The organism is Novosphingobium sp. PC22D, assembly GCF_002556635.1.
GTDB lineage: Bacteria > Pseudomonadota > Alphaproteobacteria > Sphingomonadales > Sphingomonadaceae > Novosphingobium.
Map to the genome: position 1 here is coordinate 196,745 of NZ_MWMO01000001.1, position 15,224 is coordinate 211,968.

Genomic DNA, 15,224 nt, shown 5'->3' on the forward strand with positions numbered 1-15,224 from the left:
AAGGGTTGCTATGTGCTCAGGTGTTCATCGGACTCTGCTACAGGCCTCTTAGGGACGGGGTTCTTGCCCCATACGGTTTTCGGGCGGGCGCGACAAGGCCCGCGAAGTATCGCGGCTTCGCGGGCCCCTCGCTTGGCGCCGGTGGTCCGACCGGCGCCGGATCAGTCGCCGTGCTTCTTGTCGCGCGTCGATTCGACCATGCCGGGCGCGATGAAGCCGATCGGCTCGACCGCCATGGCGCGCTTTTTCAGCTCGCCCTTCATCTTGGCGTATTCGGCCTCCATCTCGGGCGTCACCGTCGCGCGGCTGTCCTCGAGCGCTTCCTCGAAGTCCTCGCGCGAGACGTTGGCAACCTCGGCACCGCGCTTGCGGATCGCGATCAGGCCGGCGCGGCGGACCACGTCTTCCAGATCGGCCCCGGTGAAGCGCTCGGTGCGCGCGGCGATGTCCGCGAGCGAGACGTCGTCGGCCAGCGGCATCTTGCCCGTATGGATGCCCAGGATGTGCTCGCGGCCCTTCTCGTCGGGCGTGCCGACGTAGACCAACTCGTCGAAGCGGCCTGGGCGCAGCAGTGCGGGATCGAGCAGTGCCGGGCGATTGGTCGCACCCACCAGCACCACCGACTGCAGTTCCTCCATGCCGTCCATCTCGGTAAGCAGCGTGTTGACCACGCGCGCGGTGACTTGCGGCTCGCCCATCGACCCGCCCGAGCCGCGCGCGGGCACGAGGCTGTCGATCTCGTCGATGAAGATCACGCAGGGCGCGACTTGCCGGGCGCGGGCGAACAGGCGCGCGATCTGCTGCTCGCTCTCGCCGTACCACTTCGACAGCAGATCGGACGACTTGATCGAGATGAAGTTCGCCTCGGCCTCCTTGGCGACGGCCTTGGCGAGCAGCGTCTTGCCGGTGCCTGGGGGTCCGTAGAGCAGGAAGCCCTTGGCGGGCCGAATGCCCAGCTTGTGGAAGCTCTCCGGGTTCTTGAGCGGCAGCTCGATGCCTTCCTTGAGCTTCATCTGCGCGTCGTCGAGCCCGCCGATGTCGGCCCAGCCGATGCTCGGCATCTGCACCATGACCTCGCGCATCGCCGAAGGCTGCACGCGCTTGAGCGCCTCGACGAAATCGTTGCGTTCGACCGAGAGGCTTTCGAGGACCTCGGGCGGAATCGTGCGTTCCTCGAAGTCGATCTGCGGCATGATCCGGCGCACCGCCTCGATCGCCGCCTCGCGCGCGAGCGCGGCGATGTCCGCGCCGACGAAGCCATGGGTCGTGCGTGCCAGTTCCTTGAGATCGACGTCGGGGCCGAGCGGCATGCCGCGCGTGTGGATCGCGAAGATCTCGCGCCGGCCGCTCTCGTCGGGCACGCCGACGATGATCTCGCGGTCGAAGCGGCCGGGACGGCGCAGCGCCTCGTCAATGGCGTCGGGCCGGTTGGTGGCGGCGATGACGACGACGTTGGCGCGGCTGTTGAGGCCGTCCATCAGCGTGAGGAGCTGGGCAACGAGCCGCTTTTCGGCCTCGCCATGGACCTGGTCGCGCTTGGGCGCGATCGAATCGATCTCGTCGATGAAGATGATGGCCGGGCTCGACTTGGCCGCCTCGTCGAAGACCTCGCGCAGCGCCTTCTCGCTCTCGCCATAGCCCGAACCCATGATCTCGGGCCCGTTGATCAGCAGGAAGTTGGCGTCGCTTTCGTTGGCGACGGCCTGCGCCAGCCGCGTCTTGCCGGTTCCCGGCGGGCCGTGGAGCAGCACGCCCTTGGGCGGATCGACGCCGAGGCGCGTGAACAGCTCGGGATAGCGCAGCGGCAGTTCGACCATCTCGCGCAGCGCCTTGATGGTCTCGGACATGCCGCCGACGTCGTCGTAGTTGATGTCGCCGCGCGGCCCCAGCGCTTCCTCGAAGACCTCGCGCAGCTCGACCTCGGTGTTCTCGTCGATATGGACGATGCCCTTGGGGGTGGTCGAGACGACGTTGAGGCGGATCTGGGTGAGCGCGTAGGCGGGTGCGTTGAACATGCGCCGGAGCTGCGGCGGGATGTCGGCGACCTGCTGCTGGCCGGTGGTGGCGACGAGATCGCCCTGGACCATCGGCCGCCCGGCGAAATTGCGCTTGAGCGCGATGGTCGGCCCCTGGAGGCGCATCTGGCGGTGCGCGGGCGCGAAGACGACGCGTTGCGCGGGGCGCGATTCGGCCTTGCGCACCTTGACGTGTTCGCCCGAGCCGACCTCGGCGTTGCCGCGCTGGAGGCCATCGAGGCGGATGACCTGGAGTTCCTCGTCCTCGGGATAGGCGAGCATGGCTCGGGCCACGGTCATCTGCTTGCCCGTGATCTCGAGCGTGTCGCCCTCGAGCGCGCCCAATGCGGACATCGAGGCGCGCGAAAGGCGCGCGATGCCGCGGCCGCTTTCTTCCTGTCGGGCCGCTGCGACCTGCAGCTTGATGGAACGTGTTTCGATGTCGGTGGCGGCGTCAGCCATGCGCTTCCTTCCCGTTACCTGCCCCTGCGGGGACGCGGTTGGCACCTGCGAAGCTAGGTACTGGGCCGGAGGATTTCAAAGGGGGGATGGACCCGCTGTCGGCATCGCAACGCGGACGCGCTCCCCGCACCGCGAAAAAAAGCGGCCCGGTCGTTGCCGACCGGGCCCTGGAAGTTTTGGGAGAGGATGCCTGAAAGGCAGTTTCTGTATGACTCAAGCCCGATTTTTGTGCAAGTGCGAAATGCTCATAGACCCGTGTAAAATTGACAATCGATTCAGGTTTTTATCTAAGTATATGATTTTTAAACGAGAAAAATTGAAAGGCCCGGTTCGTTGCCCAAGGCGAAACGTGACCGGCGGCGCGCGGTCTGTGCAAGAATCGGCATAATTGCGCTGCAGTGCACCAAGGCGCGGCCCGATCCGGCTGTCCGGATCGGCGCCGCGAGCCGCTTCGAAGAAACTCAGTGTGCCATCAACAGCGCGAGATCGCCTTCCTTTCCGAGGAAATAGGCGGTGACGCCGCCGAACAGGAACTCACGCATGCGGCTCTTGCCGTACGCGCCCATGACAAGCAGTTGCGCGCCGCTCTTTGCCACCGCGACTTCGAGCGTTTCCTCGGTCGAACCCCGCCGGGCCAGTTCCTCGAGTTCGGCATGAATGCCGTGGCGAGAGAGATAGCGCAGGGCGTCGGTCGCGGGGAAGCCACCGGTCTTCTCGGTGATGGTGACCATCTCCACCGAATCGCACAGCGTCAGGATCGGCAGCGCGCAACGCAGCGCGAAGGCTGCTTCCTCGCCGCCGTCCCAGCCGATGCAGGCCTTGGCGAGAGGGAAGGATAGCGGCGCGTCATCGGCGATCATCAGCACCGGAGTGCGCGCCGTGAGCGCGAGATCGCCGGCGATCTCGCTTCCCCCGGAGACCACGACGACATCGGCAAAGCGGGCCGCGTCCGCCAGCGAAGTGACCAGATCGCCTTCGGTGCAAACGACGTCGTACGCCACGTCCTCGCGCGCCAGGCGCGTCTCGACCGCCTTGGCCTGGGTATCGCGCTCGTCGCGCGCCCGGTCGATGACTTCGGAAACGACATAGCTGCTGCCCAGCGGGTCCATCACGATGTTCGCGGTCATCGCCATGTTGACGAGCGCGGTCACATGGCCGCTCGTCGCGCGGGCGAGGTTGAGCGCGGTCTCCAGGCGGGCGTCGAACCCGGCTCCGGCTTCGGCACTGAAGAGGATCGATTTCATAGCTGCTCTCCTTTTTGAACATTCATAGCGAACAGGGCGGCAGGGTCCATGACACTCGTCAATTCCGCCGGATTTGTGAACTGGACCGTAAGCCCCGCATTGCGCTATCCGGCATCCGCTGTTGCAAAGCAGCATAGTCTTTGGCCGAGGAGAGGACCTGAATGAACAAGATTTATCCGGACGCCGCCGCTGCGCTGGACGGCCTGTTGCGCGATGGATTGCTCGTCGCCGCGGGCGGATTCGGTCTCTGCGGCATCCCCGAGCGGCTGCTCGACGCGGTGCGCGACAGCGGCGTCAAGGACCTCACCTTCGCCTCGAACAACGCCGGGATCGACAACGAGGGGATCGGCAAGCTGCTGCGCACCAAGCAGGTCAAGAAGATGATCTCGAGCTACGTCGGCGAGAACAAGGAGTTCGAGCGCCAGTTCCTCGCGGGCGAGCTTGAAGTCGAGTTCTGCCCCCAGGGCACGCTTGCCGAGCGCATGCGCGCCGGCGGTGCGGGCATTCCCGGGTTCTATACCAAGACCGGCGTCGGCACCCAGGTCGCCGAGGGCAAGGAAGTGAAGGTGTTCGAGGGCCGCAACGGCCCGGAGGAATACATTCTCGAGGAAGGCATCTTCGCCGATCTCAGCCTCGTGAAGGCGTGGAAGGCGGACGAGACCGGTAACGTCGTGTTCCGCAAGACCGCGCGCAACTTCAACGTGCCGGCCGCCACCTGCGGCAAGGTCTGCGTGGTCGAGGTCGAGGAAGTGGTGCCCACCGGTTCGCTCGATCCCGACTGCATTCACCTGCCGGGCGTCTACGTCCAGCGGATCATCGTGGGCGCGCCCTACGACAAGAAGATCGAATTCACGACCACGCGCGAGAGGGAGGCCGCATAATGCCCTGGGACCGGAATCAGATGGCCGCGCGCGCGGCCAAGGAACTCGAAGACGGCTTCTACGTGAACCTCGGCATCGGCATTCCCACGCTGGTGGCGAACTACGTGCCGGAGGACATCACCGTCACGCTCCAGTCGGAGAACGGCATGCTCGGCATCGGTCCGTTCCCCTATCCCGAGGACGTCGATCCTGACCTGATCAACGCGGGCAAGCAGACGATCAGCGAACTGCCGCGTTCGGCCTACTTCGATTCGGCGCAGAGCTTCGGCATGATCCGCGGCGGCCATATCGACGTCGCCGTGCTCGGCGCGATGGAAGTGGCCGAGAACGGCGACATCGCCAACTGGATGATCCCCGGCAAGATGATCAAGGGCATGGGCGGCGCGATGGATCTCGTCGCCGGCGTCAAGAAGATCATCGTCGTCATGGAGCACACCAGCAAGAGCGGCGATCCCAAGTTCATTCCCGAATGCACGCTGCCGCTGACCGGCAAGAACGTGATCGACATGATCGTGACCGATCTGTGCGTGTTCCAGCGCCCGGACCACGATTCGCCGTTCCGGCTGGTCGAACTGGCGCCCGAGGTGACCGCCGAGGAAGTCGCGGCCAAGACGACGGCGCACTATCTGGCGTGACGCGCGGGCGCGTCGCTTCGGTGCCGACGGAACCGAAGCGGCGGCTTGCGGCCCCCCGGGCCGCGCCGCATAACCGGCAGGACAGACTCGCAACGGGAGACGATCCAATGGCCGACATCGGCGCAATTCCGCTGACCCGCATCGACGGCGCCACCGACAGCCTCGCCCGGCATCAGGGCAAGGTCCTGCTGGTGGTGAACGTCGCCTCGAAATGCGGCCTCACGCCGCAGTACGAGGGGCTCGAGAAGCTCTACCAGGCCTACAAGGACAAGGGCTTCGAAGTGCTCGGCTTTCCCGCCAACGACTTCGGCGGCCAGGAACCCGGCACGCACGAGGAGATCGTCGAGTTCTGCCAGGCGAACTACGGCGTCTCGTTTCCGCTCTTTGCCAAGGCCCCGGTCTCGGGCGCGGACAAGCAGCCGCTCTATGCCGAACTGACCGGCGCGATCCCCACCAAGCAGGGCGACGTCGAGGGCATGAAGGAGAGGTTTCGCGGCTACGGCATGACGCCGAACGACGATCCCGAGGTGCTGTGGAACTTCGAGAAGTTCCTGATCGCCAAGGACGGCACGGTCGCCGCGCGCTTCGCGCCGGGCACCGCGCCCGACGATCCGGCGCTCGTCTCCGCGATCGAGAGCGAACTGGCCAAGTAGTCCGGGCCAGGCTCGCAACGAAAAAGGGGCGCCGGTTCGAACCGGCGCCCCTTTTTCGTTTTCGCGTATCGCGTCGCCTCAGCCGATCGCTGCCTTGAGATCGTCCACCAGGTCTGTGCGCTCCCAGGGAAACAGGTCGCCCTCGGCAAGCCGGCCGAAGTGGCCGTAGGCGGCGCTCGGCTGGTAGATCGGCTTGTTGAGGCCAAGGCCGGTGCGAATGCCGCGCGGCGTCAGGCCGCCCAGCTTGGCCTTGGCGACGGCCCAGATCGCCGCCTCGATCTTCTCGTCGTCGACGGTGCCGGTGCTGCTCGTGTCAACGTAGAGCGAGAGCGGCTCGGACACGCCGATCGCGTAGGACACCTGGATCGTGCAGAGCTTGGCCAGGCCCGCCGCGACGACGTTCTTGGCGAGGTAGCGGGTGACGTAGGCGGCCGAGCGGTCGACCTTGGTCGGGTCCTTGCCCGAGAACGCGCCGCCGCCGTGCGGCGCCGCGCCGCCGTAAGTGTCGACGATGATCTTGCGGCCGGTCAGGCCGGCGTCGCCATCGGGGCCGCCGATCTCGAACTTGCCGGTCGGGTTGATGTGATAGACGGTCTCGTCCGAGAGCAGCTCGGCCGGGATGACCTGGGCGATCACGCCCTTCACGTAGTCGCGCAGTTCGGCGTACTTGGCGGCATCACCGCCCGATTCGCCGTCCTTCTCCCAGGGCTCGCAATAGTCCTTGGCGTGCTGGGTCGAGACCACGATCGCGGTCGCGGCGACCGGCTTGCCGTCGCGATAGCGCAGCGTGACCTGGCTCTTGGCGTCGGGCTCGAGGAACGGCGCCTTGCCCGAGTGGCGGTCCGCCGCCATCTGGTGCAGGATCTTGTGGCTGTAATCCAGCGTCGCCGGCATCAGGTCGACGGTCTCGTCGCTGGCGTAGCCGAACATGATGCCCTGGTCGCCTGCGCCTTCATCCTTGTTGCCGGCCGAATCGACGCCCTGCGCGATGTCCGCGCTCTGCGGGTGCAGGTGGTTTTCGAAGTGCAGGTTCTGCCAGTGGAAGCCCTTCTGCTCGTAGCCGATCGTCTTGACCACGTTGCGAACCGTCTTCTGGATCTCCTCGAAGGCGCCGGGCTCCCAGTTGCCTTTCGAATCGATCATGCCCTTGCCGCGCACTTCCCCCGCGAGGACGACGCGGTCGGTGGTCGTCAGGGTCTCGCAGGCGACACGCGCTTCCGGGTCCTTCGACAGGAACAGATCGACGATGGCGTCCGAGATCTGGTCGGAAACCTTGTCGGGATGGCCTTCCGAGACACTTTCGGAGGTAAAGACATATTCGCTGCGCATTGGCTCACCATTCATATAAAGATTTCTTTATGTGCTTGGCGGAGCGTCTATCGCGTTGCGCGTCGCAACGCAACAGCACATCCCAAAAGCAGTGCAGCGGCGATCAGCAGAGGAATGAGATTGCCGAAGCGGGCAAACGGCGTCGGCGGGTGCGCAGGGGGGATCTTGCCGTCGATCCGGTTGGCGGTGTGGCGCGGAATGTAGCCGCGCACGATGCCGTCGGCGTCGATCACCGCGCTGATCCCGGTCGTGGTCGAGCGCAGGATGGGCAGGCCCTCCTCGATCGCACGCAGCCGCGCTTGGGCGAGATGCTGCGGCGGACCCCAGGCGCCGAACCAGCCGTCGTTGGAGGGATTGAAGATGTAGTCGGGCCGGCTTGCCGGATCGACCACCTCGCCCGAGAACACGATTTCGTAGCAGATCTGGATTCCGGCCTTGCCCCAGGCGCCGAAGTTGTAGGTTCGCGGTCCCGGTCCGGGCCAGAAGTCGAGCGTTCCGGCGACAAGCCGCGTCAGCCCGAGCGGTTCGAGCAGGTAGCGCAGCGGAAGATATTCGCCGAAGGGCACTAGATGCGCCTTGGAATATCCGGCGAGGATGCTGCCGCGCCAGTCGATCGCCGTCACCGAGTTGCGCGCGGCGATGTCCTCGCCATCCTTGATGACGATGTCGACCGCGCCGGTGAGCAGCAGACTGTAGGGACCGATCACGCGGCCGATGCGCTCGCGCGCGGCGACGGGATCGGCGTCGTAGGTCATCAACCGGTAGAGGAACGGCGGATAACCGTCGCGCAAGTAGTCGGCGAGGCCCGATTCGGGCCAGAACACGACCCGCCGGTCGGCACGGTCCTTCTGCACCGTGAGCCGCGCCATCTTGATGAAGTGGCGCTCGAAATTGCGCGGGTCGTCGAGCGTTTCCTGCCGCAGATCGGGCTGGATCAGGGTGAAGCGGATCGCGCCCTCGCGCGGGGCCAGATAGGCGGCGGGCGCGAGCATCACCGTGCCGAGCGCCCCTGCCGCCACGGCGAGAGAGAGCCCCGCCGCGAGCCGCTCGCGCGCGGAGCCGCCGATGAGGAAATGCATCGCCCGGCGCAGCAGGCAGGCAAGGCCGACGACAAGGCCGGACAGCGCGTAAGTGCCGAGCCAGGGCGCGAGCAGGGCAAGGCCCTGCGAATCGTAAGGGCCCACCAGCATGACCGCGAGCGGGTTCCACGCGAAACCGGTGAAGAGCCAGGCGCGCGTCCACTCGGTGACGATCCAGCACGCGGCGAAGACGAGGCCGAAATAGGGCAGGGCCGCGGGCTCGGTCCGCTCGTCGTCGCTGCCGCGCCTTGCGCGCAGGTAGCGTACGAAGGCCCAGGCCGCGGCGGTCGCCAGCGCGGGAAAGATCGCGAGGTAGAGCGAGAGCAGGATGACCGCGATGCTGCCGAGCCATTGCGGCATTTCCGCCTGGTAAGTGAAGGCGGTCGCGATCCAGTTGTTGCCGATGGTGAAATGGCCGAGGCCGAAGAACCAGCCGACCGCGAAGGCGCTCCCGATACTGCGCGAGCGCGCGGCGGCTTCGGCGAGCCAGGCGAGCCCGAGCAGGGCCAGCGGCCAGAGCGCCAGCGGCTGGAAACCGCAGGCCGTGAGCGCGCCGGCGACGATCGCGCCGCTGCGCCGATAGCGGAAGACGGCCTCTGCCGCCTGACGAGAACGGATCATGCGCGCGGCTTGTGGAGCGCCGCCCGGCGCAAGGCAAGCGTCCTGCGGTGACGTGCGGCCGCCGGGGCCGCCCCCGGCGGATCGCGGATCAGTTCACCGCTTCGAGGGCCTCGCCCGAATCGCCCGAAGGCTTGGCGGTGCGGCGGGTCCGGCGCTTCGGCTTGGCGGGCGCCTCCTCGGCGGTCTCGCCGTCCTTGCCGATCGAGGGGGGCAGGGCCGCCGCGTCGATCCCCGGAGTCTCGTCGGAACTCTTGTCGGCCGCCGGCTTGCGGCGCGAGCGGGTCTTCGGCTTTGCCGGTGCCTCGGCTTCGGCGTCGCCGGCTTTCGCCTCGGCTGTGTCCGCCTTGTCTTCGCCTTCGCCCTCGTCATTCTTGCGACGCGGCTTGCGCGCAGACTTGGCGGGGCCGCGCGAATTGCGCACGAAGGGGTTTTCGACCGGTTCGTAGACCGAGCGCTCGCCTTCGGAGCCGCCCTCGCCGGTTTCGGACTGACGGTCCTGCTGCGGCTGGGACTGGGGCTGCGACTGCTGGCGATTGCCCGAATGGTTGCCGTGCTGCTGGCGGTCATCGCCGTAGTTGCTGCCGCTGTCGTCGCTGTCGTCGTCGTTGTAGTCGTTTGAGCGATCATCGCGGCGGTTCTGGCGCGATTCTTCCTGACGCTGGCGCTGATCGGCCATCACGCGGAAGTAATGATCGGCGAACTGGAGGTAATACTCCTCCTGCACGCGATCCCCGTTCAGGTGCGAGTCGTGTGCCAGCTTCTTGTACTTCTCGAGCAACTGGGGCGCATTGCCACGCGCCCGGCTATCGATACGATTGAGCTGCTGGTTGTTCTGTTGCCGATTATTCCCGCGGCCACGCCGGCGGTTATTCCCACGATTGTTGTTCAAGGATAATTTCCTCAAAAAAGCCCCTTGGCAGCGGCCAATGGCTTGGCCGGCGACCGTATGTCGCTTATCCACGGTTCGCGTACGAGAGCCGTGCCACCCTCACTTGCCGCGTGCAGCTCTCCCGCCGCGCCGCTTTGCAAATGCTGGAGTAGAGCCGATTGCCTGGGAAAATTCCGTCCACGCCTAGGCTCTAGACAAGACTTAGGCATTCAGTACGGCATTGCCAAGCGAAAATTTACCGGGAAACCGACATTTCCACAGCGCGGGGGCGGTTCGCGAGGTCGCGGTGGAGCCGAGTCGCGAGCCCGGCGGCATGCGCGATCGCCGCGACCGGATCGGCTTGCCGCGCGCCGATTTCGACCATCGCGACTCCTTCGGGTGCGAGCAGGCGGGGGAACTGCGGCACCAGCACGCGATAGGCATCGAGCCCCTCGGCCCCAGCGAAAAGCGCGCCCGCCGGCTCATGATCGCGCACCACGCGTTCGAGCGGGGCATCGTCCTCGACATAAGGCGGATTGGCGAGGATCAGGTCGAACCTGCCCAGGCCCTTGGCCCAGCCGGGCGCGCCCCAGTCCGCGCGGCGCAAGTCGGCGCGGGGCGCGAGGCCGAGCGCGTCGGCATTGCGCGCGGCCACCGCGAGCGCGGCCTCGCTGCGGTCGATGCCGATGCCTTGCGCCTGCGGCCAGAGCGAGAGCGCGGCGAGCAGCAGCGCGCCCGAGCCGGTCCCGCAATCGAGCACGCGGCGCGGCGGCCGCGCGGTGAGCGCCTCGCGCGCGGCCTCGATCAGCGTTTCGGTGTCGCCGCGCGGTATCAGCACGTCGGGTGTGACCTCGAGCGTCAGGCCGTAGAACTCGGCGGTGCCGAGGATGTAGGCGACCGGCTCGTGCGCCATGCGCCGTTCGAGCAGCCCCGCGAAGCCCTCGGGCGCGGGATCGCGCATGTGCCGCAGCAGCAGGTCCGAGCGCGAGACGCCCAGCGCGCCCGCCATCAGCAGTTCGGCGTCGAGCCGTGCGGTCGAGGCTTCGGGGCCGAGCGCGGCGACGGCGGCGGTGATCGCCGCGGCGATCGTGTCAGGCATCCATCGCGGCGAGGCGCTTGGCTTCGTCCTCGGCGATCAGCGCGTCGATCAGTTCGCCCAGCCCCGGTCCTTCGAGCACTTCGGGCAAGCGGTGCAGCGTCAGGTTGATGCGGTGATCGGTGACGCGGCCCTGCGGGAAGTTGTAGGTGCGGATGCGTTCCGAACGGTCGCCCGATCCGACCATCGCCTTTCTCGCCTCGGCCTCGGCGCCCTGGGCCTCGTCGCGCATCTTCTCGTAGAGCCGCGCGCGCAGCACCTGCATCGCCTTGGCCTTGTTCTTGTGCTGGCTGCGCTCGTCCTGGCAAGTGACGACGATGTCGGTGGGCAAGTGGGTGATGCGCACCGCCGAATCGGTGGTGTTGACGTGCTGTCCACCCGCGCCGCTCGCGCGATAGATGTCGATCTTGAGGTCCTTGTCCTCGATCTGCACGTCGACCTCGGTGGGTTCGGGCAGCACCGCCACGGTCGCCGCCGAGGTGTGGATGCGCCCGCCGCTTTCGGTGACGGGCACGCGCTGGACGCGGTGCACGCCGCTCTCGAACTTGAGCTTGGCGAACACGCCCTGGCCGGCAATGTTGGCGACGATTTCCTTGAAGCCGCCGATGTCGTTGGCGTTGACGCTGATCGGCTCGATCCGCCAGCCCTGCTCGGCGGCATAGCGTTCGTACATGCGGTAGAGGTCGGCAGCGAAGAGCGCGGCCTCGTCGCCGCCGGTGCCCGCGCGGATTTCGAGCATCGCGGGGCGCTGGTCGGCGGCATCGCGCGGCAGCATCGCGAGCGCCAGCTTGCGCTCGGCCTCGGGCACCTCTTCCTTGAGCGCGCGCAGTTCGTCCTCGGCGAGCGCGCGCATTTCGGGATCGGGGTCCTCGAGCGTGCTCAGGCTCGCGATCTCGCCGCGCAGCGAGGCGAGATGCGCGGCGACCCGCGCCACCGGCTCCAGTTCGGCATAGTCGCGGCTCGCGGCCACGAAGGCGTCGCCCTCGAGCGTGCCCGAAGCCAGCCGCGCTTCCAGTTCGGCGAACCGATGCGCGATCTGAGCGAGGCGTTCGTCGCTTACCGCCATCAGGCTCCGATCCGCGCTGGAATGGCGTGAAGCGGCAGGCGCTCCTGATCGCCGGTGGCCAGATCCTTGACCATGGCCTCACCCGCCGCGAGTTCGTCGTCGCCCACGATCAATGCGAAGCGCGCGCCACTGTCATTGGCGCGGCTCATGCGTTTCTTCATGTTCCCGCGAAAGCCTATCTCGACGCTGAGACCCGAGCGGCGCAGCGTCGCCGCCAAGCCAAGGCACGCGGTTTCTGCTGCGGCGCCGAGGGGGACGATCGCGAGGTCGGGAGACTCGGGCGCGATCTCGCCGGCATCGACGACCAGCATCGCCAGCCGCTCGATCCCCGCTGCCCAGCCGACCGCCGGCGTGTGCGGGCCGCCGAGCGACTCCATCAGTCCGTCGTAGCGCCCGCCGCCCAGCACGGTGCCTTGCGCGCCGAGCCGGTCGGTCACGAATTCGAAGGCGGTGTGGCGGTAGTAGTCGAGCCCGCGCACCAGCGAGGGCGCGCGCGTCCACGCCACGCCCGCCGCATCGAGGCCCGTGGTGACCTTGCCGAAGAAGTCCTGCGCCTCGCCGGAGAGGAAATCGTCGATCCTGGGCGCGTCGGCGACGAAGGCCTTGTCGCGCGGGTCCTTCGAATCGAGAATCCGCAGCGGGTTGCGCTCGAGCCGGTCCTGCGAATCTTCGGACAGCGAGCCCTTGTGCGCGCGAAAGTATTCGACCAGCGCCGCGCGCCAGGCATCGCGGCTCGCCGCGTCGCCCAGCGTGTTGAGCTGGAGCGTCACGCCATCGGTGATGCCCAGTTCCTTGAGCAACTGGTCGGCCATGATCAGCAGCTCGGCATCGGCGGCGGGCTCGGCCGCGCCGATGATCTCCGCGTCGATCTGGTGGAACTGGCGATAGCGGCCCTTCTGCGGCCGCTCGTAGCGGAACAGCGGCCCGTGCGTCGCGACCTTGAGCGGCGCGTGCTGCTGCCAGCCGTTGGTGAGATAGGCGCGCGCGATCCCCGCGGTGAATTCGGGCCGCAGCGTCAACGATTCGCCGCCGCGATCCTCGAACGAGTACATCTCCTTGGAGACGACGTCGGTGGTCTCGCCGATCGAGCGGCTGAAGACCTCGGTCTTCTCGAAGACGGGCATTTCGACGCGGCGGAAGCGGTAGAGCTTGCGCACGCGCTCGAAGGTTTCGACGACGTGCGCGAAGGCCTCGGCCTCGGCGCCGAAGATGTCTTGCGTGCCGCGAATGGCTTGCGGTGTTTCCATGGCTGCGCCGCTTAGCGGCATTGCCGCGCCGGGAAAAGTCCGCGCAATCGCCCCGTGGTGCGGTTGCGGCGCGGCCGATCAGCGGCCAATAGGACCCGATGAAAGCCTTGACCGTCGCCGCGAGCCTTGCCCTGGCCGCGCTTACCCTTCCCGCCGGCGCCGCACCGTCCGGCATGTCCGCCGAGATTCCCGCTGCCGCCGACACGCCTTATCCGGGCGGGACGATCGCGCTCGACATCGATGCGAGCGACGTGGAGCGCGGTCTGTACCGCGTGACCGAGACGATCCCGGTCGCGCCCGGCACCGAGCGGTTGACGCTGCTGTTCCCGCAGTGGCTGCCCGGCAATCACGCCCCGCGCGGACCGATCGCCGAACTCGTCGACTTGCGCTTCACCGTCGGCGGCAAGCCCGTCGCCTGGCGGCGCGATCCGGTCGAAGTCTACGCCTTCCACGTCGATATTCCCGAGGGCGCGCGCGAGGTCGTCGCGCGCTTCGTTCACACTTCGCCGCTGCAGTCGGACGAGGGGCGCGTCACCATGACCCGGCAGATGCTCAACCTGCAGTGGGAGAAGATGAGCCTCTATCCGGCGGGTCACTACGTAGGACGGATCAGGGTGAAGCCGCAGGTGACGCTGCCGTCCGGCTGGACGCCGGCGGTCTCGCTGGAGGGCGAGCGCAAGTCGGGCGACCGCTTCACCTGGGCCGAGACCGACTACGAGCGGCTGGTCGATTCGCCGATCTTCGCGGGCGCCAATTTCCGGAGCTGGAGCCTCGACCCGTCGGTGACGCTGAGCGCGGTCGCCGATTCGCCCGGCCAGCTCGCGCTGCGCGCCGAGGACCAGGCCAAGCTCTCCGCGCTGGTCGACGAGACGCTGCTGCTGTTCGGCAAGCCCGCCTTCGACCACTACGAGTTCCTCGTCGCGCTGAGCGACCGGATCGGCGGCATCGGTCTCGAGCACTTGCGTTCGAGCGAGAACCAGCTCGAACCCAACAATTTCGCGCAGTGGGACGATTTCGACTGGGACCGCAACGTCCTCAGCCACGAGTTCGTGCATAGCTGGAACGGCAAGTACCGCCGCCCGGCCGGGCTCTGGACGCCCGATTACCGCACGCCGATGGTGGACAGCCTGCTGTGGGTCTACGAGGGACAGACCCAGTTCTGGGGGCTGGTGCTGGCGGCGCGCGCGGGCACGCAGTCGAAGGACGTCGTGCTCGGCAACATCGCGCAGCGCGCCGCCGCGCTCGCCGCGTCGCCGGGACGCGACTGGCGGTCGGTCGAGGACACGACCTACGACCCGATCGTCGCGGCGCGCAAGCCCAAGCCCTATGCCTCGCTGGCGCGCGGCGAGGACTATTACTGGGAAGGCGCGATGATCTGGCTGGAAGCCGACCAGATCATTCGCGAGGGCACGGGCGGCCGCAAGAGCCTCGACGATTTCGCCAGGGCGTTTTTTTCCTACCGCGAGGGCACGGGCCCGACGCTGCGCTACACCTACGACGACGTCGTCGCGACGCTGGGCAAGGTCTATTCCTACGACTGGGCGGCGTTCCTCGCCGAACGGATCGACGGAACCGGGCGGTCCGCTCCTTACGCGGGACTGGAGCGGGGCGGTTACCGCATCGCCTATCGCGACAGGCCCAATCCCTACGAGAAGGCGCAGATGGACTATCGCCAGACGCTGTCGCTGTGGCACTCGCTCGGGCTCGATCTCGGCAAGGACGGCACCGTCAATTCGGTCCGCTGGGACGGCCCGGCGTTCAAGGCCGGCGTCGTGAGCGGGGCGAAGATCCTCGCGGTCGACACGCTCGCCTACAGCCACGATACGATGAAGGCCGCGATCGCAGCGGCCAAGGGGCGCACGCAGCCGCTTACGCTCATCGTGCAGCGCGGGGACCGCGTGCTGAACGTGGCGGTCGACTATCACGACGGGCTGCGCTGGCCCTGGCTGGAGAAGGCCGTTTCGGGCGCGGCCGGGCTCGACCGCCTGCTCGCGCCGCGCCGCGCGGCGCGCTGATCGCACAAAGTCC

At 67.4% G+C, this 15,224-nt stretch carries 12 protein-coding genes; 4 read left to right on the forward strand and 8 right to left on the reverse strand.

What is annotated here, in order from left to right; all coding sequences use genetic code 11:
* Positions 1–161: 161 nt before the first annotated feature.
* Both B2G71_RS00930 and B2G71_RS00935 read right to left on the reverse strand, forming a co-directional pair.
* Positions 162–2,477: a CDC48 family AAA ATPase gene (locus B2G71_RS00930; RefSeq protein ID WP_098103888.1), complete on the reverse strand. Its 2,316-nt coding sequence runs from the start codon at positions 2,475–2,477 to the stop codon at positions 162–164.
* 461 nt (positions 2,478–2,938) lie between these two features.
* Positions 2,939–3,721 carry a universal stress protein gene (locus tag B2G71_RS00935; protein ID WP_098103889.1) on the reverse strand — a complete coding sequence of 261 codons (783 nt, stop codon included), beginning with the start codon at positions 3,719–3,721 and terminating at the stop codon, positions 2,939–2,941.
* 161 nt (positions 3,722–3,882) lie between these two features.
* On the opposite strand from B2G71_RS00935, the gene B2G71_RS00940 reads away from it, so the two are divergent.
* The 3 genes from B2G71_RS00940 (at position 3,883) to B2G71_RS00950 (ending at position 5,890) form a co-directional block, all read left to right on the forward strand.
* Positions 3,883–4,602, forward strand: coding sequence for a CoA transferase subunit A (locus B2G71_RS00940; RefSeq protein WP_098103890.1), 720 nt, complete (start codon positions 3,883–3,885; stop codon positions 4,600–4,602).
* Complete coding sequence (locus tag B2G71_RS00945) at positions 4,602–5,237, forward strand: CoA transferase subunit B (protein WP_098103891.1); 636 nt, start codon at positions 4,602–4,604, stop codon at positions 5,235–5,237. The genes B2G71_RS00940 and B2G71_RS00945 overlap by 1 nt, the downstream gene beginning before the upstream one ends.
* A gap of 107 nt (positions 5,238–5,344) precedes the next feature.
* Positions 5,345–5,890, forward strand: a complete 546-nt coding sequence (locus tag B2G71_RS00950) for a glutathione peroxidase (protein WP_098103892.1) — start codon at positions 5,345–5,347, stop codon at positions 5,888–5,890.
* A gap of 78 nt (positions 5,891–5,968) precedes the next feature.
* On the opposite strand, the gene metK is transcribed toward B2G71_RS00950, so the two are convergent.
* From metK to hisS, 6 genes are all read right to left on the reverse strand, one after another.
* Positions 5,969–7,219 (reverse strand): methionine adenosyltransferase, encoded by a 1,251-nt coding sequence (gene metK, locus B2G71_RS00955; RefSeq protein WP_098103893.1) that lies wholly within the window; start codon positions 7,217–7,219, stop codon positions 5,969–5,971.
* Between the two features lie 47 nt (positions 7,220–7,266).
* Entirely contained in the window at positions 7,267–8,919 is a 1,653-nt protein-coding gene (lnt, locus tag B2G71_RS00960) for an apolipoprotein N-acyltransferase (protein ID WP_098103894.1), read from the reverse strand.
* Positions 8,920–9,007: 88 nt separating this feature from the next.
* Positions 9,008–9,823, reverse strand: a complete 816-nt coding sequence (locus tag B2G71_RS00965; protein ID WP_346426921.1) for a DUF4167 domain-containing protein — start codon at positions 9,821–9,823, stop codon at positions 9,008–9,010.
* Between the two features lie 220 nt (positions 9,824–10,043).
* Positions 10,044–10,886 carry a peptide chain release factor N(5)-glutamine methyltransferase gene (prmC, locus tag B2G71_RS00970; protein WP_098103896.1) on the reverse strand — a complete coding sequence of 281 codons (843 nt, stop codon included), beginning with the start codon at positions 10,884–10,886 and terminating at the stop codon, positions 10,044–10,046.
* A complete protein-coding gene (prfA, locus tag B2G71_RS00975) occupies positions 10,879–11,949 on the reverse strand; it encodes a peptide chain release factor 1 (RefSeq protein WP_098103897.1) in 1,071 nt (356 codons plus the stop codon). The genes prmC and prfA overlap by 8 nt, the downstream gene beginning before the upstream one ends.
* A complete protein-coding gene (gene hisS / locus B2G71_RS00980; RefSeq protein ID WP_240529941.1) occupies positions 11,949–13,196 on the reverse strand; it encodes a histidine--tRNA ligase in 1,248 nt (415 codons plus the stop codon). The genes prfA and hisS overlap by 1 nt, the downstream gene beginning before the upstream one ends.
* 98 nt (positions 13,197–13,294) lie before the next feature.
* Here hisS and B2G71_RS00985 point away from each other — a divergent pair, with 98 nt between their 5' ends.
* Positions 13,295–15,211 (forward strand): M61 family metallopeptidase, encoded by a 1,917-nt coding sequence (locus B2G71_RS00985; protein WP_098103899.1) that lies wholly within the window; start codon positions 13,295–13,297, stop codon positions 15,209–15,211.
* The last annotated feature ends 13 nt before the right edge of the window (positions 15,212–15,224 follow it).